This is a genomic window from Bacillus sp. LJBV19 (assembly GCF_017797845.1).
Taxonomy (GTDB): Bacteria; Bacillota; Bacilli; order Bacillales; family Bacillaceae; genus Bacillus; species Bacillus velezensis.
This window is the reverse complement of the sequence record NZ_CP072563.1, coordinates 2103093-2128118: the sequence shown is the minus strand read 5'-3', so window position 1 is coordinate 2128118 and position 25026 is coordinate 2103093. Positions and strand designations below refer to the sequence as shown.

26 protein-coding genes and 6 pseudogenes are annotated in these 25026 nt (G+C 42.2%); 25 read left to right on the top strand and 7 right to left on the bottom strand.

The window, feature by feature from the left end; translation table 11 throughout:
- Nucleotides 1–36 precede the first annotated feature (36 nt).
- The 5 genes and pseudogenes from J6600_RS10075 (at nucleotide 37) to J6600_RS10060 (ending at nucleotide 5333) form a co-directional block, all read left to right on the top strand.
- Complete coding sequence (locus J6600_RS10075) at nucleotides 37–849, top strand: AlbA family DNA-binding domain-containing protein (RefSeq protein ID WP_076425307.1); 813 nt, start codon at nucleotides 37–39, stop codon at nucleotides 847–849.
- Between the two features lie 158 nt (nucleotides 850–1007).
- A pseudogene (locus J6600_RS19760) lies at nucleotides 1008–1209 on the top strand (DUF1093 domain-containing protein); the annotation flags it as partial.
- Nucleotides 1210–2370: 1161 nt separating this feature from the next.
- Nucleotides 2371–4132, top strand: a pseudogene (locus tag J6600_RS10070) (T7SS effector LXG polymorphic toxin).
- Between the two features lie 2 nt (nucleotides 4133–4134).
- Nucleotides 4135–4593, top strand: a complete 459-nt coding sequence (locus J6600_RS10065) for an SMI1/KNR4 family protein (protein ID WP_021493947.1) — start codon at nucleotides 4135–4137, stop codon at nucleotides 4591–4593.
- Between the two features lie 380 nt (nucleotides 4594–4973).
- Nucleotides 4974–5333 carry a hypothetical protein gene (locus J6600_RS10060; protein ID WP_021493945.1) on the top strand — a complete coding sequence of 120 codons (360 nt, stop codon included), beginning with the start codon at nucleotides 4974–4976 and terminating at the stop codon, nucleotides 5331–5333.
- A 60-nt stretch (nucleotides 5334–5393) separates the two neighbouring features.
- Here the strand turns inward: J6600_RS10060 and J6600_RS10055 are convergent.
- Nucleotides 5394–6412: pseudogene (locus J6600_RS10055) on the bottom strand (YncE family protein).
- 380 nt (nucleotides 6413–6792) lie between these two features.
- On the opposite strand from J6600_RS10055, the pseudogene J6600_RS19585 reads away from it, so the two are divergent.
- A pseudogene (locus J6600_RS19585) lies at nucleotides 6793–6910 on the top strand (DNA polymerase); the annotation flags it as partial.
- Nucleotides 6911–6955: 45 nt separating this feature from the next.
- Here J6600_RS19585 and J6600_RS10050 read toward each other — a convergent pair.
- Complete coding sequence (locus J6600_RS10050) at nucleotides 6956–7078, bottom strand: PhrK family phosphatase-inhibitory pheromone (protein WP_029974280.1); 123 nt, start codon at nucleotides 7076–7078, stop codon at nucleotides 6956–6958.
- A pseudogene (locus tag J6600_RS10045) lies at nucleotides 7075–7812 on the bottom strand (tetratricopeptide repeat protein); the annotation flags it as partial. The gene J6600_RS10050 and the pseudogene J6600_RS10045, both read right to left, overlap by 4 nt.
- Nucleotides 7813–8188: 376 nt before the next feature.
- Here J6600_RS10045 and J6600_RS10040 point away from each other — a divergent pair.
- Nucleotides 8189–8641: a YoqH family protein gene (locus J6600_RS10040; protein WP_209387360.1), complete on the top strand. Its 453-nt coding sequence runs from the start codon at nucleotides 8189–8191 to the stop codon at nucleotides 8639–8641.
- Between the two features lie 246 nt (nucleotides 8642–8887).
- On the opposite strand, the gene J6600_RS10035 is transcribed toward J6600_RS10040, so the two are convergent.
- Nucleotides 8888–9262 carry a YoqO family protein gene (locus J6600_RS10035; protein ID WP_021493939.1) on the bottom strand — a complete coding sequence of 125 codons (375 nt, stop codon included), beginning with the start codon at nucleotides 9260–9262 and terminating at the stop codon, nucleotides 8888–8890.
- A gap of 433 nt (nucleotides 9263–9695) precedes the next feature.
- Between J6600_RS10035 and J6600_RS10030 the strand changes: the two genes are divergently transcribed.
- The 3 genes and pseudogenes from J6600_RS10030 (at nucleotide 9696) to sprB (ending at nucleotide 10568) form a co-directional block, all read left to right on the top strand.
- Nucleotides 9696–10031, top strand: a complete 336-nt coding sequence (locus tag J6600_RS10030) for a DUF3221 domain-containing protein (RefSeq protein ID WP_223204378.1) — start codon at nucleotides 9696–9698, stop codon at nucleotides 10029–10031.
- Between the two features lie 185 nt (nucleotides 10032–10216).
- Nucleotides 10217–10389, top strand: a pseudogene (locus J6600_RS19755) (hypothetical protein); the annotation flags it as partial.
- Nucleotides 10390–10391: 2 nt separating this feature from the next.
- Complete coding sequence (gene sprB, locus J6600_RS10025) at nucleotides 10392–10568, top strand: recombination directionality factor SprB (protein ID WP_007612049.1); 177 nt, start codon at nucleotides 10392–10394, stop codon at nucleotides 10566–10568.
- Nucleotides 10569–10601: 33 nt separating this feature from the next.
- On the opposite strand, the gene J6600_RS10020 is transcribed toward sprB, so the two are convergent.
- Nucleotides 10602–11027: an SDR family NAD(P)-dependent oxidoreductase gene (locus J6600_RS10020; protein WP_003153663.1), complete on the bottom strand. Its 426-nt coding sequence runs from the start codon at nucleotides 11025–11027 to the stop codon at nucleotides 10602–10604.
- A gap of 315 nt (nucleotides 11028–11342) precedes the next feature.
- On the opposite strand from J6600_RS10020, the gene phyC reads away from it, so the two are divergent.
- Nucleotides 11343–12494: a 3-phytase gene (gene phyC, locus J6600_RS10015; RefSeq protein ID WP_014418150.1), complete on the top strand. Its 1152-nt coding sequence runs from the start codon at nucleotides 11343–11345 to the stop codon at nucleotides 12492–12494.
- Nucleotides 12495–12545: 51 nt separating this feature from the next.
- Here the strand turns inward: phyC and J6600_RS10010 are convergent, their stop codons facing one another.
- Together J6600_RS10010 and J6600_RS10005 are read right to left on the bottom strand one after the other, a co-directional pair.
- Nucleotides 12546–13502, bottom strand: a complete 957-nt coding sequence (locus J6600_RS10010) for a CgeB family protein (protein WP_209387359.1) — start codon at nucleotides 13500–13502, stop codon at nucleotides 12546–12548.
- A gap of 6 nt (nucleotides 13503–13508) precedes the next feature.
- On the bottom strand, nucleotides 13509–13940 hold the full coding sequence (locus J6600_RS10005) for a hypothetical protein (RefSeq protein WP_094295955.1): 432 nt from the start codon (nucleotides 13938–13940) through the stop codon (nucleotides 13509–13511).
- Between the two features lie 210 nt (nucleotides 13941–14150).
- Here J6600_RS10005 and cgeC point away from each other — a divergent pair, with 210 nt between their 5' ends.
- From cgeC to J6600_RS09935, 14 genes are all read left to right on the top strand, one after another.
- Complete coding sequence (cgeC, locus tag J6600_RS10000; RefSeq protein WP_007407929.1) at nucleotides 14151–14450, top strand: spore maturation protein CgeC; 300 nt, start codon at nucleotides 14151–14153, stop codon at nucleotides 14448–14450.
- Between the two features lie 64 nt (nucleotides 14451–14514).
- Nucleotides 14515–15786 carry a glycosyltransferase family 2 protein gene (locus J6600_RS09995; RefSeq protein WP_110124205.1) on the top strand — a complete coding sequence of 424 codons (1272 nt, stop codon included), beginning with the start codon at nucleotides 14515–14517 and terminating at the stop codon, nucleotides 15784–15786.
- A gap of 38 nt (nucleotides 15787–15824) precedes the next feature.
- Complete coding sequence (locus J6600_RS09990; protein ID WP_209387358.1) at nucleotides 15825–16604, top strand: GNAT family N-acetyltransferase; 780 nt, start codon at nucleotides 15825–15827, stop codon at nucleotides 16602–16604.
- Nucleotides 16605–16682: 78 nt separating this feature from the next.
- The gene (locus tag J6600_RS09985) at nucleotides 16683–16829 is read left to right on the top strand and encodes a YjcZ family sporulation protein (RefSeq protein WP_014418145.1); all 147 of its coding nucleotides are present in this window, start codon (nucleotides 16683–16685) and stop codon (nucleotides 16827–16829) included.
- 137 nt (nucleotides 16830–16966) lie between these two features.
- Entirely contained in the window at nucleotides 16967–17413 is a 447-nt protein-coding gene (locus J6600_RS09980; RefSeq protein WP_209388343.1) for an AraC family transcriptional regulator, read from the top strand.
- A 247-nt stretch (nucleotides 17414–17660) separates the two neighbouring features.
- The gene (locus J6600_RS09975; RefSeq protein WP_209388342.1) at nucleotides 17661–18992 is read left to right on the top strand and encodes an aspartate aminotransferase family protein; all 1332 of its coding nucleotides are present in this window, start codon (nucleotides 17661–17663) and stop codon (nucleotides 18990–18992) included.
- A 6-nt stretch (nucleotides 18993–18998) separates the two neighbouring features.
- Nucleotides 18999–19688, top strand: coding sequence for a CoA transferase subunit A (locus J6600_RS09970; RefSeq protein ID WP_209387357.1), 690 nt, complete (start codon nucleotides 18999–19001; stop codon nucleotides 19686–19688).
- Entirely contained in the window at nucleotides 19673–20368 is a 696-nt protein-coding gene (locus J6600_RS09965) for a 3-oxoacid CoA-transferase subunit B (protein ID WP_209387356.1), read from the top strand. Before J6600_RS09970 ends, J6600_RS09965 begins: the two co-directional genes overlap by 16 nt.
- On the top strand, nucleotides 20340–21641 hold the full coding sequence (locus J6600_RS09960; RefSeq protein WP_481748172.1) for a peptidase: 1302 nt from the start codon (nucleotides 20340–20342) through the stop codon (nucleotides 21639–21641). Before J6600_RS09965 ends, J6600_RS09960 begins: the two co-directional genes overlap by 29 nt.
- Nucleotides 21604–22476, top strand: a complete 873-nt coding sequence (gene ablB, locus J6600_RS09955; RefSeq protein WP_245207585.1) for a putative beta-lysine N-acetyltransferase — start codon at nucleotides 21604–21606, stop codon at nucleotides 22474–22476. Before J6600_RS09960 ends, ablB begins: the two co-directional genes overlap by 38 nt.
- Nucleotides 22473–23894, top strand: coding sequence for a lysine 2,3-aminomutase (gene kamA, locus J6600_RS09950; RefSeq protein ID WP_072177837.1), 1422 nt, complete (start codon nucleotides 22473–22475; stop codon nucleotides 23892–23894). The genes ablB and kamA overlap by 4 nt, the downstream gene beginning before the upstream one ends.
- Nucleotides 23891–24169 carry a YokU family protein gene (locus J6600_RS09945; RefSeq protein WP_012117773.1) on the top strand — a complete coding sequence of 93 codons (279 nt, stop codon included), beginning with the start codon at nucleotides 23891–23893 and terminating at the stop codon, nucleotides 24167–24169. Before kamA ends, J6600_RS09945 begins: the two co-directional genes overlap by 4 nt.
- 74 nt (nucleotides 24170–24243) lie before the next feature.
- Complete coding sequence (locus J6600_RS09940) at nucleotides 24244–24468, top strand: YozE family protein (protein WP_003153684.1); 225 nt, start codon at nucleotides 24244–24246, stop codon at nucleotides 24466–24468.
- Between the two features lie 316 nt (nucleotides 24469–24784).
- Nucleotides 24785–24973: a hypothetical protein gene (locus J6600_RS09935; protein ID WP_209387354.1), complete on the top strand. Its 189-nt coding sequence runs from the start codon at nucleotides 24785–24787 to the stop codon at nucleotides 24971–24973.
- Nucleotides 24974–25026: the final 53 nt, after the last annotated feature.

The window sequence follows — 25026 nt, the reverse complement described above, 5'->3', positions numbered from 1 at the left end:
GAACTTAGACTTTAAAGTAAAGTAGGTATATATTCAATGGATGAAATAAAGCAAATAGGCTACCAAGATTTTTTTGATGTAATAAAAAACGAAAAATTTGATGTGGGTTCATTTAAAGAGTTTGTCAATTCCTTATACGGGGAGACAAATTTTCTTGATTATAAGGAGAAGATAATTGAAGAATTTAAATTAGCAAAGCTTCTCCTTGCAATGGCGAATTCAGGTGGAGGAATGATTGTTTTTGGTATTGAAGATAAAGAATATAAGCCAGTTGGGCTACAATTAGATGACAACTTTGATAAAACAGTTTTTGAGAAGAAATTGAGGAATTATGTACCTGATGAGCTTAAGTTTTTTTCTCAACTTTTAAAATACTCCGACGAAGATGTTTACGGTGATTTGAAAGGAAAAGCTTTTTTGGTTGTATACATTCCAAAGCAATTGAGATACATTCCATTCTTAGCAAAGAAAGAAACAACAGGAATCAAAGTAAACAGAATTTATGTAAGAAGAAACACGTCTGTTGAAGAGGCAAACAGCCATGAAATAGAGGAAATGGTCAAAAAACGAGTTCATAGTACGTATCACGATCTTTCATCGTTAACTTTGAATGAGCATATAGAACAATTGAGATGTTTATATGGGAATATTAATAAATATAACAACAAAAGTTATGCTTTTACATCTCTCGCACAAACATTTGCAGCACAGCTTTACACTAATAGAAAAAATCCACATTATCCGGCTGAATCTTTTGATAAGTTTATAGCAACAATGATTGATAAAAAGAAAAGAAGAATTGAAGGTATTTTGGAAGTAGCAGAGCAATTAAATTTTTGGAGAAATTAGTACAAAAAATTGAGGGGACAAGAGAGTGCCGTAGTCTTGTCTCCTTAAAATACGAATTTAATTAGAGGGATCTGAATTTTTCTTAGGGGAGAAGACTTATGGATTTACTTAATTTACATTATATCTACAATTATAGGAGCTGCTGGGTTCATAAGTTTAGCAACTACGTTTACAATTTAGAAGGGTATAACGAGAAAGGATAGAAAAAGATGGTCTCTTTCTTTGTTGAAAAGCCTTATCAAGAAGGGGATATTGTACGTGTGCCGAGGAGCCATGACGGATATACTGGAGAACCTGAAGCTATTAAATCCGATAAAACTGCCAGAAAAGATCAAAGACCGATTTAATCTAGAGAAATAACAACGACCTGTATTAAAGGAATGATGAAATTGAACAAAGAGAATATCAATCGGAACTTTATTCCGATCAGGTCAAAGGTCGGAACACTCTTCCGAATCTAGTGCGCTGCTGTCCACTCTATATATTGTATATAGTGTATCTCCTTAGAGCAAACGAACAAATTGCCTTTTGGATCAAAACAGACATTTCCTTTTGCTGGGTGAAGAATCGTTCAGTCTACAAAAATGCAGAGTGAGACCAAGGTGAGCGATACCTAAATTTTCGAAATCGCGTTTTTCGAACTAACTCAATTTGATTTTAGTCAATGAAACGGTTCTTTTGCATACCCTCAGGTGAAGGTATGTTGATTTGTAACACTACTTTAATTATGTCGGCAATGATGGAGTCTTGTTTTGTTACTCCATAACTAATTGTTCAGCGGGTCTTTTCGTGTACCATGGAGTCACACAAACATTTTAAACTACTTAGAAACAACAAATATCAATCAGAAAACTAAATCCCATGAAGTTTGATATGACAAGGGTTTGGGCAATTATTTAGGATTGTTAAAGATTAGTCAGAATACGTGTCTCGTCCTTAACAGGGTAGAGGTCTCTGGTTCGAGCCCAGTCGGAATCATCCATGGCGGTTAGAGGCGTTATATCAACGTTTCTAGCCGTTTTTTATTGCGTTGACTTAGTCGATGACTTAGGCGTATTAAGGCACAGGGTAGCGGTGGGCCGTTACCGTGTTTGAACGTTTCTTATTCTATTAAACTGGAATAGGAGGCGTTCTTTTTTTATGGATGATGTTCGGAAGGGGAAACCGATTAAACGAATATGCAGGCGTAAACTTCGTGATTTCGGTGAATTAGACATAAAAGATAAATTACTGAATAAGTCCTTCGCTCTCCAAGGTGTTATACATTACTCGCAGTGTTTTTAAGGCGTATTTATCGTGCTATCTGATAGACCTCGCTTCTTTTCCTCATCCGATATATAAACGTTCCCCTTAAATTGCACCCAATCATCGCGCATATAGTTTTTTTGTAGTGCCGTAATCTCGATCAATAGCCGTAGGAGTCGGACTATGGGTTGAGTAAAAATAACTATAGGAATAGCATTAACTCTCCTATACTATGGTAAAATTTAGAGTGTTGAGCGTCGGAAAAAGGAGAATGATATGAAGGTGTTTGAAGCGAAGTCATTACTTTCTGAAGTGGATAAAAGAACCAAAGAGTACAAGGAACTAAGAACGCAATTTATCACTCTCAGGAAAGCCTATCAGTGAATGGCTGACTTAGACGATAGTGAGTTTTCAGGCAAAGGCGCTGACAACATTAAAGCCTTTTTTCAAGATCACGCCGGCGTCACAGACAGCTGGCTTGATCTGATCGATATGAAAATCGCATTTCTCACAAGCCTTCCCGGCAAGGTCGAAGACGCCGGACTTTCCAATTCGCATGTGGAGGAATCATTTCTGGAGCACGAGCTCACCCACGCCCTCAGTAAATCAAAGGTGATTATGGAAGAGCAGAAAAAGGACATGCGCTCCATCCTCGGAGAGATCGATGACATCATCTCGCTCGAGTTGTTTTCAACCGAAAGCACAGATCAAAAGCTTTCTTCAGCTGAGAAAAAAAGAAGCGAAACGATACATAAACTCGGCAAGCTTGATCACGATCTAACGAAAGAATACGCAGAAACCGAAGCGAACGAACAGTTCATCCAAGCTGACTTCCAGCAACTTCAAAACGCCACGAGCAAAGGAAAAAGCGCAACTCCGCTTCATTACAATGCCAAGGCGTACCGTGAAAGCGACATCCATAAGAAAAAAGGCGATATCGCAAGACATTCGGATGCTTATTTGACGATTAAAAAGGAAGAAGCGAAAGAGCGGGAGATTAAGGACCTAAAGAAAAAGCTGGCCGATGGTGTGACCGATCCGGATGAGTATTTGGAAATCGCGAAGAAGATCGGATATGAAAACCTTGAACCTTCTCAGCAGCAATATGTGATCCAGCTTGAACAAGCAAAACAGATGGAAGAAGCCGGAGAAGTGACTTGGGATATATTAAAAGGAGCTGGCGTTGGTTTATATGATGTCGGGAAAGACACGGTCAGCGCTGGGTAACGCAGTAATTCACCCGGTTAAAACATATGATGCTGTTAAAGCGGCAATTGAAGAGTCGTATCAAAAGGATATGGTGAACGGGGATGCTTACTCCAGATCAAGATGGGTGACATATGCAATTGGTTCAGCAGCTGTGGCTGTCGTCGGAACAAAAGGCGCAGGAGCCGTTAACAAAGCTGATGCGGCGGGGAAGGTTATAAATAAGGCAGGACAGGCAGGGAAGAAAATTAAAGACGTTAAACTTCCAGATCTGCTTCCTTATAACTCTAAGTATGACCTTGCTCTGGCGGGTGGCGTACCATACAATATGATTAACAGCCAAAACCTTAAAAATGAACTATTAACTAATGTGAAGAAATTAGATGAGAGCAGAAAGCCATTTACAGGTAAGGAATTAACTCTCCCTTGGCTAAATAAAGAGAAGTATGGCGCCTTTGAAGTTAAAGGGAAGGTAAAAGCTTCAGGTAAAACTAAAGATGTAAGTCGAAGAGTATACACGTTGAAAGATATTGATATAAACAAAGTTGATGCTGAAAGCGGAAAAACAAATTTACAACTTATGAAAAAAGGTGACGCTCCTTTTGCTAATGATGGCACAAAAATCAACTTACATCATTTAATTCAAGAAGAGCCAGGAACGATGGTGGAAATTCCAGCTTCTGTTCATCAAAATAATAAAAAAGTTCTCCATGGATTGAAAAAAGGTGGGGAAAGTTTTAGAAATGACAGGGAGTTGCGGAATCAGTATAAAAGCTTCCAACGAAGATATTGGAAATGGAGAGCGAGCCAATTTGAGAAAGGAGAAATGTAACAATGACTTATCATGAAATTGAAGAATTTATTAAAGAAAACGCTGAAGATGATGACTTTACAGGCGGAATAACTGAAGAAAAAATCAAAGAGATACAAAATCGTTTAAATGTAAAACTTCCCGAGAGTTATAAGTGGTTTTTAAATAAATATGGCTCCGGTGGAATTTACGGGGTAAATATACTTGGCCACGGAAAAGTTTCTGCAAGGGTTGTTACAGTTACTGAGGAATATAGAACTCATTATAATTTAAGTGACGGTATTATCGTTATAGAAGATGTAGATGAATTCTCTTATTGCCTTGATACAAACAAAATGGAAAACGACGAATGTCCAATAATTGTTTGGGCAAATGAAGCCGGTTATGGTGACAAGGTTGCAGATAACTTTCTGCAATTTTTCTTGGAAGAGCTTGAAGAAGCAAAAGAAAATTGGGAAGAGGACGAAGATTGGGACGATTAAGTAGAAGTATTGCAAAGTTAAGCTCTCTTTTTGAGAGCTTTTTTTGTATGAAATAATGAAATAAGATACTGTTGATTGAAAAGAAACTGTTTTTCTATCTATTATATTTGGTGGAATTTAAGTTGAATATCTCGCTGGAATTACCGATAAATAACATGTGAAATAATACCAAACGGAAGGGGTTTGTTATACAAAGGTGAAGCGAACATATACAAATATGACCCTATACTTGGACAAAACAAAGTTGTGATAGGATGGGACAAATACATTGAAATTCCAATGAACGAACTTCCTTCAAATGAGATTCAAGTTGAAGGTCTTGGGAAAAACATGAAAATCATTTATAGCAACGTTGTAAAATTCGAGAGAGGATGAATGTTATGGAAGGTCTAAATAACTCTTACAATATCACGAAAGATCCGAAATTTTTAGCGTTTTGCAGTTTAGCGACAGAAGGTGCAGGAATTAGTTCGAATCAGCAATGTTCAATTGGTTTTAATGAATTCAAAGAAGCGCTGGAGAATGGCAAAGTAGTTGATAATAAAAACCTTAAAAGCAGTTCAGAGTTAAATCACCAGTTTGATTACTGGAAGTCCAGAATAACTGGGGGACGAGCTGTAACTGAAACTGATAATCAAGTGTTAGATATAATCAAACAAGCATACAATCTTGGAATGGTTACGAAAGATAATATGCTTTTGAGAAATCAAGCCATTAACGCGTATAAAACATCTATTTAATTTAAAATTAAAGCCCCTTATTCAGGAAGGGGCTTTTGCTTTGCAACTTATTCTTTATGTTTAATCTAAAACCATAAAGTCCTGCACTTTTGTTTCTTCTTCAGGCAAATCAAATTCATTAAGTTTCTTTTTAGTACGGATATCAAAAATCCCCATATAGCCACCAATGCCTTTTTTGTTTTCCTCTTGTGAAATCACATAAAGTTTTTGATCTTTAAACTTTGCATTCATATACGGAAATTGTAAATCGAATTTTTCAAAAGAAAAATCTTGATCGTACTCAAGTAAGCAGGCGTATCCGGATTTATTAATATATGTAACGTAAAATTTACCGCTTTTTTTGTCGTAATACACAGCGTCCGCTTGTTCGAGATCATCAGGATATTTTATGAATTTTGATTTCCATGATCCTTTTTCGATTACAGTTAGTTCATGTTCTGAGCTAGCCACAACATATTTTTCAGAGTGATCAAATACATCTCCATAGGAAGCTAATCCAATCGTTTTAATAATCTCTTCTGTTTTTCTATCAATGACGTACAAAGACATTCCTTGAATGACGTAAATATACTTATCATCGCTTTCTCCCATGGTTACGAGGGAGGGCAAAGTCAGGCTGTATTTTTTATTGAACTTTTTATCATTTACTTTCAGTTCATTTCCATTGGTGTCGACATTATAGGCTTTTACAGAAATATCTTCTCCTTGATGCCAAAAAGCAAATGGATTGGATAATTTATGTTCTTTAATGGTGTTGTTTTTTAATGTGTAATAATATGGTTCATGTTCAGCTAACAAGACGATATCGTCTGAAGAGGGGGTTTTTTCTGGATATATGGTATATCCGGTACCTTAAAGTATCGTTTATTGAATTTTTCTCCTTGTGATGTGGATATGAGTACGCTTTTCTTGATGAGTGAATTTGAATAGATAAAAAAGATTTTATCCTCGGTTGGATTAATTTTAGAAGTACTTACAGAGTGTTCACCTTTATTTATAAAGAATGCATTGATCAACAATATAACTATTGCACCAATTAGAACTCCTGAAATCCCATATAAAACATAAGACTTTTTCATATAACGCTCCTTATCTTTTATATAAAATAAAAAGACACTTGCAGAATAAATCTGCAAGTAAAATGATTAGTAGCTAACAGTTTTTGATGAACGATCAATATCTGCAGGTGTGACAAGTGCGCCTCCATTACTGTCTAGGTCGGTTCCTTTTGTGTTTTTGTATGATTGCCACACAAGTTTAGAGCAATACTATTTATTTGTGCTTTTTTGGTTGCAGCCACTGAATAAGGCTTACCTGTTTTACTACTAGCATATCTCTGGGCCTTTACCTTATCATAGATATCTGCGCTCTTAACATACTGTTTCTTTTTGCTTTTGAATCGCTTACCCCAGTTGTTCTGATAATTCCTTACCCCTTTTCCAGCCCATGCTTCCATAATTTTGTTACGGACGGGATAAGAAATAAATATGGATCTAAAGCGCTTACGAGCTGTTTCATATACACCTGGAGGCACAGCTTTGCATAGAGCAGGTTTGACAGGTGGACACAAATCATAAAATAAAAAGCCCACTCATATGAGTAGGGCTAAATTAATTAATTTTTTAACCTCCGACTGGCCTTTCAGCTATCTGGATGTTAGATGGTGAATCTGTACTCAATTGCGTTAAAGCTACTCCACTTAAAATTACAGTTAAAATAGATACGCAAAGCATAATTTTTTTCATAAGATTCCCTCCACCTGATTCATTTTCTGTTCAGCCCAAATTTTTTCATTGAAAAAGCTTGTTGCTTCTTCAAAAGCACCTATTGATTCAAACCTTTTTGCAGCTATGTAGGACAATTCATCTACACTTTCAAGGTCATTTTGTTGTTTTAAAAACTCAATGTAACGGATGCAATTATTGAAGTTGTTTTTTAATTCACCACAATATAGGTTGTATAGGATGCTAATTTTGGCTTCGTATACCTTATTCTCCATTAATATGAGTCTTTCCTGTGCTTTATTGTAAAAATTAATGGCTTTCATTTTTTCGTCAATTTTAAATAGCTCCTTAATCATCATGAATAAAGAATTTATATAATAATTTGAATTCATCCAAGATTCATTTCCAATAGCTTTTTCGAGAGATTTAATGCACTTATCAGGTTTGTCCCAATCAGAATACACGATACTAAGGTTGTGATATAACTGAGCTTCCAAATATTCATCCTTTGTTTCTTGTAAAATGTCTATTGCTTCTAAATAATATGTTTCTGACTCTTCAAACCGTTTCATATCGGAATAGTTTGCAGCCGCAATCATTGTTGAAGTTGCCAGTTTGCATTTATAGTCAGGGTGTCGCTTATATATTGCAATTGCATTCTTGATATAGTGTTGTGCCACAATGCTTTGTTTAACAAGAGTGTATAAGTAGGAGACCTTGGAGTAGAATTCAGCTGCTTCAATTTCATCCGGAATCCAAACCCCTCTTTCTGAAAATTTCCAAAATCCCTTGAAAATAATCATAACATGTCATTGAAAAAAATGTAAAAGGATGTAGAGTTTTTGTGGTTTCTAATTTGAAAAAACGGAAAAAATACACTCCTCGTTAGAGAAGGGTACGTGATCAGTTTGCTGTTGCTTTCAGAGAAGCAAGCCACTCATCTAATGTTCCAGAGAAACCTTGTTGAACAGCTAATTCATATGCTGATTTTCCATCTTTACCGGCAGCACCAGTAGCTCCTTTAGCTCCAGTACTGCCTTTTTCACCTTTTAATGAAGCTAATCATTCAAAAGTGATGAATATTTAAGTCGGGAGTAAGGGAAATTAACAAAAAAATGTGAGGGAATTTAGATGAAACGATTTATCTTGGTTATACCTTTATTGGCTGCTGTTATTGCCTCTCCAACTCAAATGAAAGCAAGTCCAATGCCTTGTACTGCAGTACTCGAACCGGTGAATCAAAAACTGAAAAATGCGAAGGGTGCGGCACTAATCTATAAAGTGCAGTTATACCCGCCAAGTGCTGTAAGAACGAATATGAGTATTCTTGCTGTCCACCTTCCTCAACCATCTTCTTATGGAAGCTACGACAGTTATGAAGGATTTGCCGCCAAAACAGGGGAAATCAGTTGGCGATTTAAACTATATCCGACTCCCGAGGAAGAGAGCCCTAATTGGGCTGGAAGGATTGATTCCATATCAGCTGAAATGACAAATGTTAAAGTGCAAGTACGCCTTTCAAATTCTAAGACACAAAAGTTGGGGCCGAGTGTATTAACAAACAATATTCAATCTTGCTATTAGAAATGTAGAGCTCTTATCAAAGAGAGCGATGCGACTGGATCTTTTGGAAAAATTCTGGTGAAAAATGAAAAAGATTCCATAAAGGTGGAGTGCAAAAGGCAACGGTATGAATGATGAGGAATTAAGAATCGTTCTGAAATCAATTCATCATTGACAGAACAGAGCCGGTAAAAGTCGATATTGCGTTTGATTTTGTACAAGAAAGACGGCATAAAAAGAAATGGTTAGCTAAAAAAAGGCAAAGAGTCAACGCTCTTTACCATCAGGTGTTTTCCTTAAGCGGTCTGCAATATGCTTAATTAAACTCAGCGCAGCAGTCACTAATCCAATAACTAAAACAATTTCAAGTAAGAGGATAAATCCAAAATTTAAACCGCGACTTTCAAAGTAATCACCAGTAAAAGAGAGCAATTGATAAATACCAAGCATTAGCACAATAAAGGAAGCGCCTATAATCGCCAGAGACTTTTTAGAGAACTCCTTAGTATGGTTAAAATTATAAACCAATAAGAACAAAAATAGACAAGCCATGGCGATCTTATGAGTCAATGAATCACTTGCTGAAAACCCTTGCACAAGTAAGGAGATAATTAATCCGGTCATTCCGATTATTTTGTTCAATATATCACCTGCCTTTGTAGTAAGTATGACTTAGATGTCAGCTTACCAATTAAAGGTGATATTCTCAACATAATGCAGTTTAAAGTTAACTTAAAATCGTAATTTAAATTTTAAAAAATTGAGGCCAAGGAAAAGAGCAGCATGAAAAGAAAGAATCTTAATATGGCAAGCACTAGCAATTAGTTTTGAAGTGCTCTTTTTTTCAAATGTGTATATTAGTGCAGGTGATGTGGTTGATCAGCCAATTGAATATTTCATGATGCAATTGTGCGGTTCTATAATGGTGAAGACCTCGCCGTGTTCCATTTGTCCAGGGGGAATATTTTAAATTCATAAACATGAGGCGTTTTAGTCTGTCATTTCCTAAAACAGTGTTTTATCCTTGTTACAAATATGCAAGAAGGGCGGTTTGAACTTGTATAGAGTGTTTATAATGCTGTTAATTTTGTTATGTATAACATTAGGGTGTCAAAACCAACATAACAAACATTTTATGGAGGCTGAGCAAACCATGGTCGGCTATGTCATTTTAAAAGGAGAGAATCAAGCAATTCTCATACCTAATGAAAAAGCTGATGTTAAAGACTATGAAAATCTTAGTGAAAAAGAGATTATTGAAAAGTATAGATCGGATATAGTTTTACTGGGACTTAGTGAACTTAACAATAAAGATGACTTGAGCAAAGGACAAAAAATTCGTATTTGGTATAAAAAATTAAATGAATCTTCACCTCCAAAAACAAACATCTCAAAGTTTGAAAGTATTTAGTACATATTCTTTCATTCCTAGGAATGCCGCTGCAAAACTGAAGCGGCATATTGAACAAAAATTAATGTCTTCAAACCTCACCTCATTCGCGGTGGCTTATTCCTGCCCCAAGATTTATTTGACGATTGTGACTCAGGTGCAGAGAAGGCACATATCAAGAATTCATTTTTGAATTACTGGGCACCTTGAATAAAACCAGCATTCCCATATTCATATGCGAAGAGGTCGGTACTGAACGCTGGATAAAGAAAAAAGTTAACGATACATTGAACAAGCTTGTGAGGCTTTGATAAAGAAAGAACAGTCAAGAGACGAACCATTACATACATATAATACTCCTGTGAAAGCGGGGGTGTAGTTTTGGAACCTTACCAACGTTATGAGGAATTAAAGAAGAAAACAATAAAGGTTGTCCATAAAGATAATTACAGTATCCGCTATATAGATCAGGATGAAGCGAGTAATGACTTAGATGAATTTTATAAACAATTTGCTCAGCATTTATTGGAGGCTGCTTTGGAAAGGAGTGCAGAGTAAGCTTCTTTTTTTGATTTGTTTGTAGTAAGTATCTTAATAAACGGCTTTATCGGTACTGATATTAATCACATGCGTCACCTCTTGCAGCAAAGCGGCTTCTGCGACATTTTGTCCGCCGATAAGGTTGGTTTGAATGGCTTCAAAGGGATTATCCTCACATGTCGGAACCTGCTTCAGCGCAGCTGTGTGAAAGACAATATCAACACCTTTCATCACTTGGTTGACTCTTCTGTAGTCACGAACATCGCCGAGCACAAACGACAGTCTTTGTTCATCCGCGTATTTTTGTTTCATTACATATTGTTTACTGTCATCTTTGCTGAACACAATGACTTCTTTAGGGGTTAAGAGCAAAAGGCGTTTTACTATTTGGCTTCCGATTGATCCTGTCCCGCCGGTGACGAGAACAGTTTTATCGTGAAAAAACGGTTGTAGCTCTACTGCTTGCTGTTTAGGCATGGCTTATCCTCCAACTCTCGTTTCTCTACCATGCATCATATGTTGAACAATTTCAGCGAGTTAATGAAAGAAACCAATAAATCAAAAATTAGAGAAAAACATTAATCTGATGCGCTTTCACTTCGCTTTACCCGATTAATAGAATAGAAATACAAATAAAACATTGTACTAAATATTCATTTTAAATATTTGCTCACGTCAATTTTTTCTCTCCGTAAATTCTCACATGCGGACAATCTTCACAAAAACTTAACACTGAACTTCCTGTATGTATTTTACAATTAAAGTGAACGTTCATTAAAAGGAGGAAGGAAAATGAATCATTCAAAAACACTTTTGTTAACCGCGGCAGCCGGATTGATGCTCACATGCGGTGCGGTTTCTTCCCAGGCCAAGCATAAGCTGTCTGATCCTTATCACTTTACCGTGAATGCGGCGGCGGAAACGGAGCCGGTTGATACAGCCGGTGATGCAGCTGATGATCCTGCGATTTGGCTGGACCCCAAGAATCCTCAGAACAGCAAATTGATCACAACCAATAAAAAATCAGGCTTAGTCGTGTACAGCCTAGAGGGAAAGACGCTTCATTCCTATCATACCGGGAAGCTGAACAATGTTGATATCCGCTATGATTTTCCGTTGAACGGAAAAAAAGTCGATATTGCGGCGGCATCCAATCGGTCTGAAGGAAAGAATACCATTGAGATTTACGCCATTGACGGGAAAAACGGCACATTACAAAGCATTACAGATCCAGACCGCCCGATTGCATCAGCAATTGATGAAGTATACGGTTTCAGCTTGTACCACAGTCAAAAAACAGGAAAATATTACGCGATGGTGACAGGGAAAGAAGGCGAATTTGAACAATACGAATTAAATGCGGATAAAAATGGATACATATCCGGCAAAAAGGTAAGGGCGTTTAAAATGAATTCTCAGACAGAAGGGATGGCAGCAGACGATGAATACGGCAGTCTTTATATCGCAGAAGAAGATGAGGCCATCTGGAAGTTCAGCGCTGAGCCGGACGGCGGCAGTAACGGAACGGTGATCGATCGTGCCGACGGCAGGCATTTAACCCCTGATATTGAAGGACTGACGATTTACTACGCTGCTGACGGGAAAGGTTATCTGCTTGCCTCAAGCCAGGGTAACAGCAGCTATGCGATTTATGAAAGACAGGGACAGAACAAATATGTTGCGGACTTTCAGATAACAGACGGGCCTGAAACAGACGGCACAAGCGATACAGACGGAATTGACGTTCTGGGTTTCGGGCTGGGGCCTGAATATCCGTTCGGCCTTTTTGTCGCACAAGATGGAGAAAATATAGATCACGGCCAAAAAGTGAATCAAAATTTTAAAATGGTGCCTTGGGAAAGAATCGCTGATAAAATCGGCTTTCACCCGCAGGTCAATAAACAGGTTGACCCGAGAAAACTGACTGACAGAAGCGGAAAATAAACATGAAAAAAGCAGCTTATCCAAGCTGCTTTTTTTGATGTGAAGAGCGTTTCATGAGAAAGTCCTGGAACGGATAGCCGCAAGCACAGCCGGCAGCCGGTCATACGTATACGCCGGTACTGTCTCTTGGTAATTAAGCGCCGCGATTTGTTTACGTTCACCCGGGTTTGTCATATAAAAATGGATCTTATCCGCAAAATCCGCAAGCCCGCTGTAAGAAACAAAGGATGAAAACGGGAGCGCGGGAGAAAGGTCTGTCAGCTGAAAGGCCTGACAAGCCGCAATGTCTAAGCTTCTCGTATTTAAACTGATATTTTCGATGCCGCGTCCGTTCTGATTGAGCGCAAACCGATAAGAACGGTGAGGGTTTAAGACCACGTCTGCGCTGTTGTAATATAATGCGGCATGTTCGGGTGCAATCCATTCATCCATTACGAGCACATTTTGCTGCCTGGCGATTTTTTTAGGCAGATGTCTGCGCCATCCCTTCCCGATAATACGAAGCGTATACGGAAGCTTCGCCGCTGCTTTCACCAGTTCAACGCGGTTCGGGTAAGGGTATCCGATCAGAAGCAGATTTGTGTGAAGAGAGGCTTCAGCAGGTTGTTTCTTAAAAAGCCGCTGATTAACGGGGATCGGGACATAATATACGTGCTGTAAGCCCATTTGCCGGTAAGCATCAAGCGCGTTTTGTTCTATCGTCAAAACGGCATCGGCGAAAGGGGCGATTGTCATGCTCACATCGAAATAAAAAGGATCCTCCGTCATCCATAGATAAACGGGAATCTGTTCTGTCTTCAGCCATTGAAGCCATTCAGACGGAATACGGTCTCCCGTCATCATCAGACTGATGTCTGGTTTGAATGCCCGTATACTGCTGATGGTATCTTCCTCAAACTCAGAAACAGAAAAAAAGCGGACGGAAGACTGTAAAAAGCCTTCCTCGATCCAGCGGTCAAAATACGTGTATATGCCTTTATATCCTGAACGGATATATAAAACGTTCATATGCTGTTACGAAGTGAACGTGACACTTTCAACTTTGTCGACGTCAAGCAATGTTGTAGCAGAGCCTGCCGGTGTAACGGAATTTTCCTGCGTAACAAAAACGATTCCGTGAATTTCGTCAAAGGCAACAAATTGAACCGGGCCGATCATGTCTCCTGAATCCATCACAATGCTGATGACAGTGCCGGGCTGAATTCTTGCAAAAATCCATCTCGCCGCTAATGAAATACCGCTTCCCAATACAGATTGTGCGCTGAGACTGTCTTTCGCCGCTGCTTCATCTATTTTTGCATCAATTGCCGATTCCAATAATTCTTTTACTTTGTTTTCCACATTATCTCCTCCATCTGTGCCGCCAGATAAAGCGCTGTTGTCAAATACAGGGGCTAAAAGAGTTTTCAATAACTCCTTTTTAAGCTCCAAACGATCCTCGCTCATGCGAACATACACCTCCTTTAACAATTTCAACCTCACGTTTATTCATATTCCTGATTGAAGAGATTGGTATAAGTCGAATGCCGTTTTGCTTGTGTTTTTTTCAATATTTAATCAAACAGCTGAATTTTCGAATCAGGCTTTGTTTGCCTATGCGGATTGTAAGAGTATGACATACGTTGTACAGATTAAAAAATGAAGGAGAGGAATACGTTGGATTCAGAAGAAACTGTAAAACACGGGGGTTTTGAGGAGGAATTTCAGCTCGTACTGCTTCTTCTTCTTTTGTTATCCCGTCAGCCGTCCGGAGATCATTCAGATTTGCGGCGTCAGCTTGTAATGGCAAAAGAGCTTGGGGTTCCTGTATCACGCGTCAATCTGATTAACGGCAGCACACTGCAAAACGTAATTGTCAAAGAAGTGCTGTCAGATTTGGCCGTTTTTCAAAATCCGCTCAATAATACGAGATCAAACGTCGCGATTTCAAGCATCGTCAGCTGGGGTGCTTTTTAATAACGGATATCAGGCTCTGTCTCTTTCGGAGCCGTTTTTTACGTTTTACAGAAGGGGTGATGGGATGGAAAAGAAGATCTCAATTATCTTAACGAGTTACAACAAACCGGATCTTGTGAAACAGGCGATTGAAAGTGTTTTGCATCAGACCTACAGCAATTGGGAGCTGTTTGTGATGGATGATCATTCAAATGAAGAAACCTCGGCTGCCATCAGTACGTATATAAAAGATCCCCGCATATATTATGACAACAGTTTTATCAATCCTGCCGAACGGCTGAAGTCGACCCGGTATGCCGTTTTGATTAATGATGCGCTTTCACGGGCTAAAGGCGAATACATCACTTATTTGACAGACGACACCGTATTTCATCCGGATAGGCTCAGCCGCATGGCGGAAGTTCTTAATCAATGCAGCGGGTTTGATGCCGTCTATTCCAGCCAGAAGGTGATACATGTAAACGGGCGCGGAACAGAACAATTCCACTTCTATCGTTTTGCTGAAGAGGTGCTTGATCAGGCCGCTTTTCTCGTTGATCACTGTTCAGTGATGCACCGGAGATCATTGCTAGAGCGTGTGAAAGAGAAGTTCGGCAGCTTTTGGGACGAAGATGTTATGCATTGGAATCACGGAGACTCTGTTTTTTGGAGCAGGCTCAACACATTTACATCATTTCTGCCGATAAAAGAAGTGTTGGATACGACCTATAAAACACCCCACTCATTTCAGAACACGTATCAATCGCTTCCGTCTGTCCTGATCGACGGGTCCTTTGTAAAGGGGACGGATCAGAAAGTATATCAGCTTGACCGAAATAAAAGGAAGCCTGTAAACGAGCGCTGGCATACGTTATATGAAGGCAGAACCGTCGTCATTCCGGATCCGTTTTTATTTCAATATGAGGAAGAGAACTCCGTCAGTATTCCGAATTTTCAGCTCGTCAGGGATCAGTTTCATGTTTATTTTATAGAAGACGGGGAGAAAAGGCTGGTTGATCATAGCGCATTTCGCTTTTACCGATTTAAACGGCATGACATCCCGGCTTTAGAACGGGACGAAATACAAGCGCTTCCGGACGGTCCGCCGATCAGCCGGGGGGCATCGGGCTGTATTCAACATCTGCCCGGGAGAATGCTGTTTCGCATTGAACGGGAATTTTATGTTTATTTGAGAGGGGTTCTCCATCCGATCAGTCATGACGTAGCGAAACGCTTTTTTGCGAATCAGAAGGCGATACCCATTTCCTTTCAGCAAATTAAACAATTACCAATTGGAATGCCGTTCTATCCGGTGTACGATGAAATTATGAGAAATCTCAATATAACAAAAGGTTGAGAGATGCAGTTGGATGTGTAAGGAAAAGGAGAGCTTTTATGACCGATCAATTTGATAAAACCGAGAAGCAGTATATAGAGCTTACTTCCGGCATTCAGAGGTTCGAGCATTTCAGTGTATATACGGACCCTTTTTTGCCGCAGATTTTTTCGCATAACTTTATTCAGCTGCACCATACATTTCCGTTAGACAAACTCCTGCCGTTTTTTTCGTCCGTTCCGGGCATGCTTCAAGCCAATTATATTCATGTGAAAGCGGCTCCGGAGCACACGTTTCCGCTTCTTCTGAAACAAACTCTGGTAAAACAGGGCTGCGTAGTGGAAGATGAGCTGTTTTTTGCAAGGAAACTGGAAAATGGGGACCTGCAGCCCGGGCACCCGCTCACTGCTTGGGGGACGGAAAAAAGCCTCGCCGACGGGTCGTCTATTATGAACATCTATGATGCCCTTTACATTGGCGAGGCGGCGGCCGAACAAAAGCTTGAGCGGAAATATCCTTTGTATAAGGACGGAACGGTTATGCTTGTCGTGTGCTACAGCGACGCCTCGCAAACGATTCCGATCGGCTGCGGAGAGCTTTTCATCAACAAAGCAGATAAAACCGCAAAAATAGAAGAAGTCGCAATTCTGGATCAATTCCAACGAAAAGGCTACGGATCGATATTGATGAATGAGCTGATGGCGGCGGCAAAGCTGAACGGCATGGAAACCGTATACCTTGTGACGTCCGGGATGGACGGTGTAAACCGCTTTTATGAAAAACTCGGCTTCAAAAGATTTCGGCGCGTGCATACAATTTTTCATTATTTTCTTACATAGTTGGGCATTCGCATAAACCAATTGGGAGTTGGCCCGCATACAATGCCGTATATCGTAAGAAGAAAGGATGATTTGCGTATGTACGGATACGGATATGGCTACGGCTGCGGCAGTTTTGGCTATGGTTACGGGCACGGCGGCTGCGGAGGCGGAACCAGCACTTTTGTGCTGATCGTGGTATTGTTTATTTTATTAATCATCGTCGGTGCGGCTTTTATTTGTTAGACTGAAAAAAATCCTATAATGAAAATCAGCCTGCAGAGAACATCACTTTCTGCAGGCTTTTTGTTATTTCCATGCTGAAAAATCAGCTTGAAAAACATTTTAATACATATTACCTTTCTGGAGAAGGGGGCGAAAATGTGAACATAACGATTGAAGAATTACCTGAATCAAGAATTGCTTATTTCCGAAACGTCGGAGAGTATGGCGGAAAGCAAAACAAAGAACTGATGGAGTCATTTAAAAACTGGGCGCAATTGAATGGTCTGCTTGATCATTCTGTCATTTTAGGAATTCCGCAAGATCATCCGAATCGTACTCCTAAAGAGAAATGCCGCTATGATGTTTGTCTTGTTACCAATCAAGACCATGTGCCTGAACCAGCCCGGATCGGTACATTTTCCGGAGGGAAGTACGCTGTTTTCTTGCTTGATCATACAAAAGAGGCAGTCAGTGGATTTTGGAACACTGTTTTTTCTGAGATCGAAAAAAATAATTTATCAATCAGAGAACAGCCTATTATCGAAAGGTATACTTTACAAAAGGTGAATCATCATTTGTGTGAAATATTGATTCCCATACAGTAAAGAAGACAAGAATTTTCCGCCTTCTGCTTATACTGATTCAGATCAAAAATGATGTGATGATGAGCTGAGCAAAGAATAAAATCAACAATAGGAATAGAATTTCCAGAACGCTCTTCAGGCTGTCGGGACATCTCCGGCAGCCTGTTTTACAGAAAGGTATTTTCTGCAAAAAACTTTCTGGAGGATAAGAATGCGGTTATTCATCTGTTCATACAATGAAGCAAATGGGTTTTCGAGGTGGAAAGATATGGGGAGCTATTTAATCAAACCGGAGCTTGACGGGAATTATCCGTCAGTCAGTCATGGAAAGGGATCATATGTGTATGATCAGGAGGGGAACAAGTATCTTGACGGAGCATCGGGGGCTGTCACTTGCAATATCGGCCACGGCACGGAGGATATTATACAAGCTTTAAAAGAGCAGCTTGACTCCGTTTCGTTTGTGTATCGCTCCCAATTCACCAGTACTCCGGCAGAAGAACTGGCTTTATTTCTGGCCGATCATCTGCCGGGCGTGCTGAATTGGTCATTTTTTGTAAACAGCGGCTCAGAGGCAGTCGAAACAGCGATGAAAATAGCCGTTCAATATTGGCAGGAAAAAGGGCAATATCAAAAATCCGTCTTTCTATCAAGATGGGGCAGTTACCACGGTATTACTTTGGGAGCGCTTTCATTATCAGGATTCTACGAACGGAGATACCGCTTCACCCAACTGCTCGAACGGTTTCCGGCCGTTTCAGCGCCTAATATGTATCGTTCTGAGCTGCAGGGAGAGGAATTTGTGAAGGCTGCGGCGGCTGAACTGGAAACGGCTGTTCAGCGGGTCGGTTCCTCATTTATCGCGGGATTTGTCGCAGAACCGATTGTCGGAGCAGCCGGGGCGGCCATCACTCCGCCGGCAGGTTATTATGAAGCGCTTGAGGATGTCTGCCGCCGGCACGGTATTTTGTTTATCGCGGATGAAGTCATGACGGGGCTCGGGAGAACAGGGCGGATGCTTGCTTCTGAGCATTGGGGGATCACACCTGATATCGCGGTGCTCGGAAAAGGGTTAGGCGCCGGTTACGCTCCGATAGCGGCAGCTGTTGCGTCTGATGACATCATTGAAACGATCAAGCGGGGCTCCGGGGTCATTATGAGCGGACATACGTACAGTGCCAACCCATACTGTGCAAGAGCGGCGCTTGAAGTGCTTCGCTATGTTAAGAAACACGAGCTGCTTCGGCAGTCAGAGGAGAAAGGCGTAATGCTGAAGCGGAAATTAGAAGAAATCAAAGAGCGCAGCGGGGTGATCGGGGATGTCCGCGGTAAAGGCCTCCTGATCGGGGTTGAATTCGTTAAGGATAAAACGACGAAGGACATTTTTTCGAAAAAACAGGCCTTCACCGAAAAAATCATTAAAGCGGCAAAAAAACGGGGCCTGCTTATTTACCCTGCAAAGCCCGGTATTGACAGCGGAGAAGGAGACGCCGTCATCATCGCCCCGCCGTTCACGATTTCATATGCTGAGCTGGATGAGCTGTCAGATCTATTTTCCCAGGCCGCAGAAGAAGTTGAAAAAATGATGAAGAAGGATTGAGCTGATATGTCTATTTTTCATAAAAAAATCGATATTCATGAAGCAATTGCCGATGTCAAGGACGAATCTGTCATCATGTTCGGCGGTTTTGGGGGAGTGGGTTCACCTCCGTCATTAATCGAAGCGATTTTGGAAAGCGGCGTTAAAGAGCTGACCGTCATCTGCAATGATGCCGGATTTCCGGAAATCGGCATCGGCCCGCTTATCGTTCATAAACGGGTAAAAAGGCTGATCGCTTCCCATATCGGCTCAAATCCTGTCGCGGGCAGGCAAATGACTGACGGAACGCTTGAGGTGGAATTTTCGCCGCAAGGGACGCTTGCTGAACGGATTCGCGCAGGCGGAGCGGGGCTAGGCGGTATTTTAACTGATATCGGCATTGATAACGCAACCGTTTGTGAAAACAAAGAAACCGTAACGATTGAGGGAAAGTCCTATTTAGTTGAAAAAGCGCTGACGGCTGATTTTGCTTTTGTGTCGGCACATACTGCTGATGAATTTGGGAATCTGACGTTTGACAAAACGGCGCGCAACATGAACCCTCTGATGGCTGCGGCGGCCGAAAGAACATTTGCTGAGGCGGCAGAGATTGTGCCTGCCGGCGAACTTGACAGCGAGCATATTGTAACGCCGGGTGTTTTCGTGGAGGGTGTCGTGCAAAGTGAAGGAGTGAAGTGGAGATGGGCTTGGGAATAGCGGAAAGAGAGAGTATCGCGAGGCGGGCCGCCAGTGAAATTACCTCAGGTATGATTGTCAACCTGGGGATCGGCATTCCTTCTTTAGTGCCGAATTTTCTGCCGGACGGCATGGAGGTAATGCTGCAGGCGGAAAACGGCGTCCTGGGGATCGGCGGAAGTCCGGAGCGCGGAGAGGAGGATGAGCTTTTATGCAATGCGGCCGGATTTCCTGTCAGTACAGTTAAGGGTGCTTCCTATTTTGATTCAGCTCTGTCTTTTGCCATGATCAGAAAAGGGCTGATAGATATTACCATTTTAGGCGCGCTCCAAGTCAGCAGGACAGGTGATCTCGCCAATTGGCTCGTGCCGGGGAAAAAAGTGCCCGGAATGGGCGGGGCGATGGAGCTTGCCCAAGGCGCGAAAAAAGTGGTTGTCGTCATGAGCCACACCGATCAGAAAGGCCGGCCGAAGCTGGTCGAAAGCTGTTCGTTGCCGCTTACAGCAGCGGGCTGTGCAGATCTCATCATTACAGAGAAAGCCGTCATCAGCATAGATGATGGGGCTTTTGTTCTTGAGGAACTGCTGAATGGCACGACCATAGACGATGTCATTCAAACAACGGATGCCGAAATCAGATTGGGAGAATGTTTTCTTAAAAGGGGGTCTGTCCATGGATCAATTAGAAAAGAAAGTCATTGATTGGGCGGAAGAAAACACAGCAAAAGCGGTAAGCTTGCTGAAACGGCTGATCGGGGAAAAAAGCACGTTCGGCCATGAATTTAACGCACAGGCAGTCGTTTTAGAAAAACTGAGACAGTTTGACATGGATATTGATGTATGGGAGCCGAGTGTCAAACATTTGAAAGAGCATCCTTATTTCGTATCGGAACGCGAAGACTTCCATGAAAGCCCGAATATCACAGCCGTAAAGAAAGGGGCCGGGGGCGGAAGATCACTGATACTGAACGGACATATTGATGTTGTCCCGGAAGGAAATCCCGCCGCATGGACGTATGAACCGTTTACCGCTGTTGAAAAGGACGGCAAAGTTTACGGCCGCGGTTCAACGGATATGAAAGGCGGCAATACAGCCCTCTTGTTTGCGTTAGAAGCGCTTGAAGCCTGCGGGATTACGTTAAAAGGAGATGTCCTGTTTCAAAGTGTCGTAGATGAAGAGTGCGGCGGCGCGGGAACGCTGTCGGCTGTTATGAGGGGCTACAAGGCTGACGGGGCGCTTATTCCCGAACCGACTAATTTAAAGCTGTTTGTTAAGCAGCAAGGGTCTATGTGGTTCCGCATTACGGTAAGAGGATTGTCCGCACACGGCGGCACCCGCTATGAAGGGGTGAGCGCCATTGAAAAAAGCCTGCATGTCATCACAGCCCTTAAAGAGCTTGAACACGTCCGCAACGCCCGTATCACAGACCCGCTTTATCGGGACGTTCCGATTCCGGTTCCCATTAATATCGGCACCGTCCAAGGGGGAACGTGGCCATCATCGGTAGCTGACCGTGTGGTGATAGAAGGCAGGTGCGGAATAGCGCCGGATGAAACGCCGGAAGCAGTAAAAGAAGAACTGGCAAGCTGGCTGAAAGATTTGGAGTACCGGGATGAATGGTTTAAACACCACCCGGCGGAAATAGAATGGTTTGGGGCTCAGTGGCTTCCGAATGATCTCCCGGATGAGCATCCGCTGATTTCCGCTCTGGAATCTTCTTTTGAGAAAATGAAAGGGGCAAAACCGGTTCGTGAAGCGTCCCCGTGGGGAACGGACGGAGGGCTTTTGCAGCACGCGGGACAGACGCCGGTCATCGTCTTCGGTCCGGGAGAAGTCAAGGCGGCGCATCAGGCGAATGAATACATTGAAATCCGGGCGTTAATCGATGCCGTCAAAATCATTTCTCTTTTTATCATGGAATGGTGCGGGGTGGCAGATGGGGGTGACGGAGCTGATAAAGGAACTGAGGGCTGAAAAGGGAGCGGCCGAGATTGATGCAGACCGTTTCAATGAGCGGCTCAGAGTCATTCGTTATGACGGGCAGATTACGGCGCTTATTCCGGCCGTTTTGGCAGAAGCAAAGCAAGAAGGAGCCCAAAAGGTAATTTTCTTTGCCAAGCGCGGCGATGAGCCGGAATTTGTCAAGCATCTTTTTATTGTTGAGGGTGTCATAGACGGGTATTACAACGGGCATGAGGCTGTTGTGATGGTGCGCTATTTATCAGAGGAACGGAGACGGTCAGATTCATATGTATCAGAAGATTCGACTGTTGACCGTTTATATGAGACACCGCCGCGGGGACTGACTCAGACTGAAAGCGCGCTGATGTTCAGGAAAGCGGATGAAGATGATGCAGACCGCTTATCGAACTTATATAAACATGTTTTTCTTACCTATCCGACTCCTGTCTTTAATCCCCTTTATATTAAAAAAACAATGAGAGAAAACACCATCTATTATGCCGCATTTGATCAGGATCGTCTCATTGGGGCGGCAAGCGCAGATATCAATCCGGTATTGGGGCACGCTGAAATGACCGATTGCGCGGTTCTGTCAGATTACAGGGGGAACTCCGTAACGGCACACTTGTTTAAAGCGTTGGAGCAGGAACTCGCGGGCCGGGGAATCATCCATCTTTTTTCCTTGGCCCGTGCAGCGTCTTACGGGATGAATGCCGTTTTGTATCATGCCGGATACGGCTACAGAGGCAGGCTTGTGAACAACTGCTGCATTTCAGAAGGGCTCGAAAATATGAATATATGGTGTAAGACTTTACGTTTGGCCATTCATAAGGAGGAATTCGTTTGACAAACAAATGGTTTCAGCCGAAGCGTCATTGGAAGGAGATTGAATTGTGGAAAGATGTGCCGGAAGAAAAGTGGAATGATTGGCTGTGGCAGCTCACCCATACTGTAAGAACCGTCGATGACCTGAAAAAAGTCATTCATTTGACCGAAGAGGAAGAAGAAGGCGTCAGGATGTCTGTAAAAACCATTCCCCTGAACATTACGCCTTATTATGCTTCTTTAATGGATCCCGATAACCCGAGATGTCCGATCCGCATGCAGTCCGTGCCGCTGTCAGAAGAAATGCACAAAACGAAATATGACCTTGAAGATCCGCTGTTTGAAGATGAAGATTCACCGGTTCCCGGTCTTACGCACCGCTATCCCGACCGCGTTCTATTTCTGGTGACAAATCAATGTTCGATGTACTGCCGATACTGCACAAGAAGGCGTTTTTCCGGACAGATCGGAATGGGGGTGCCGAAAAAACAGCTTGATGCGGCAATCGCTTACATCCGGGAAACGCCGGAAATCCGTGACTGCCTGATTTCCGGCGGAGACGGGCTTTTAATCAACGATCAGATTCTGGAATATATTTTGAAAAACCTGCGTGACATTCCCCACCTTGAAATTATCCGGATCGGAACGAGAGCGCCCGTCGTATTTCCGCAACGGATAACGGATAACCTTTGTCAGATTTTGAAAAAATATCATCCTGTCTGGCTGAACACTCATTTTAATACGAGCATCGAACTGACGGAAGAATCGGTTGCGGCGTGTGAAAAGCTCGTTAACGCAGGTGTTCCGGTCGGTAACCAGGCCGTTATTTTAGCAGGCATTAACGATTCGGTGCCGATTATGAAAAAACTCATGCATGATTTAGTGAAAATCCGCGTGCGTCCGTACTATATTTATCAATGTGATTTGTCAGAGGGAATCGGCCATTTCAGAGCGCCTGTGTCAAAAGGGCTGGAAATCATTGAAGGACTGAGGGGCCACACAACGGGCTTTGCCGTGCCGACCTTTGTCGTCGACGCCCCGGGCGGAGGCGGTAAAATCGCCCTGCAGCCGAACTACTTGCTCTCCCAAAGTCCGGAGAAAGTTGTGATCAGAAACTTCGAAGGGGTGATTACATCTTATCCCGAGCCGGAAAACTATATCCCGAATCAAGCCGACGACTATTTTGAATCTGTTTTTCCGGGAACGATGGCCAAAAGTGAGCCGGTCGGACTGAGCGCCATTTTCGCGGACAAAGAGGTTTCGTTCACACCGGAAAATGTATCGAGGATCGACAGGAGGAAAACGTTTACATCAAACCCTGATCATGAAACGCTGAAAGACCGCAGGGAAAAGAGAGATGAATTGAAAGAAAAGAAATTTATTGCACAGCAAAAGAAAGAGCAAAAAGCAGGATCGGAAGTCGGAGGTGAATCGCCGTGAAGCCATGCGAGTGGTGCGGCAATCAGAAGGCGTCAGCTTGTCAGGCGGCTGTGTACTGGGAGCTTCCTGACGGTACGAGGGCCATAGAAATTACAGAAACACCTGCATTCGCCTGTTCCTCCTGCGGCATGACTTATCAGGAGGAAGCGGTCATAGCAGAAATCGAAAATCAGCTTTTTTTAGTCAATGCAAAAAAATTACCGGAAACACTCACATATCAAGAGCTGATGGAGACAGAACGGATCTTGAAACGGAATTATTTTGACTTCTCCTAGTCTTCTTTTGTTGTAATTTCACACTTGAATTGTATAATAGTACAACAAAAGACAGTCATCAGGAGGGGAAACCCATGAAATCCTTTTATCACTATTTGATGAAATACAGGCATCCCAAACCGCAGGACGCAATCAGCCGGTTTGCGAATCAGGCATACGAAGATCACGGCTTTCCGAAAACGTCAAGCGATTATCACGAGCTCAGTTCTTATTTAGAACTGAGCGCCGACTATTTAGAAACGATGGCGACCTTTGATGAAGCTTGGGAAAAATATGAGACCGAGGTCCATCACGCCTGACGAAAAACCGCACACTGTGCGGTTTTTTTCTGTCGAAATTACTCGCTTATGAGGTGCCGTATGATCAAATCCCGCGACGCCGTCCGTTTTGATCAGCACGTAAACAAATCTACCTGACGGCACATATCACAATCAGGCAGGAGAAGGTATAGCTGCAGAGTTCACCGGATCAGCCTGCTGCCGGCGGGGTTCCGTGTAAGGAGTCTCTTTTCACGGAGAAATAATCAAACAATTAAAAATGAAGTGAGGGGAATCAAATGATCCATTAGGTAAGACAGATGAGGAACTGACGTTTGGACGGAAAAGGGGATTTTATGTGACAAGGTTGAAGCGGTTTGAAGTTGTGGCTTCATTGAAAGCCGAAACGAGTTTGGTTCTTCATGATACACAAGCAATTGCAAATATGCAGCCGGAATGGGAGTTCCATACTCCTACGGATCTTGAACATCACGGCGGTGATATTGTCAACATGCCTTCGGGCCGGGTATTTTCCTTTGCATCATAGATAAAAAATAGAAGCTTTTTGTCTCAGCATTGTTACTGCTCATTCGATCGAGA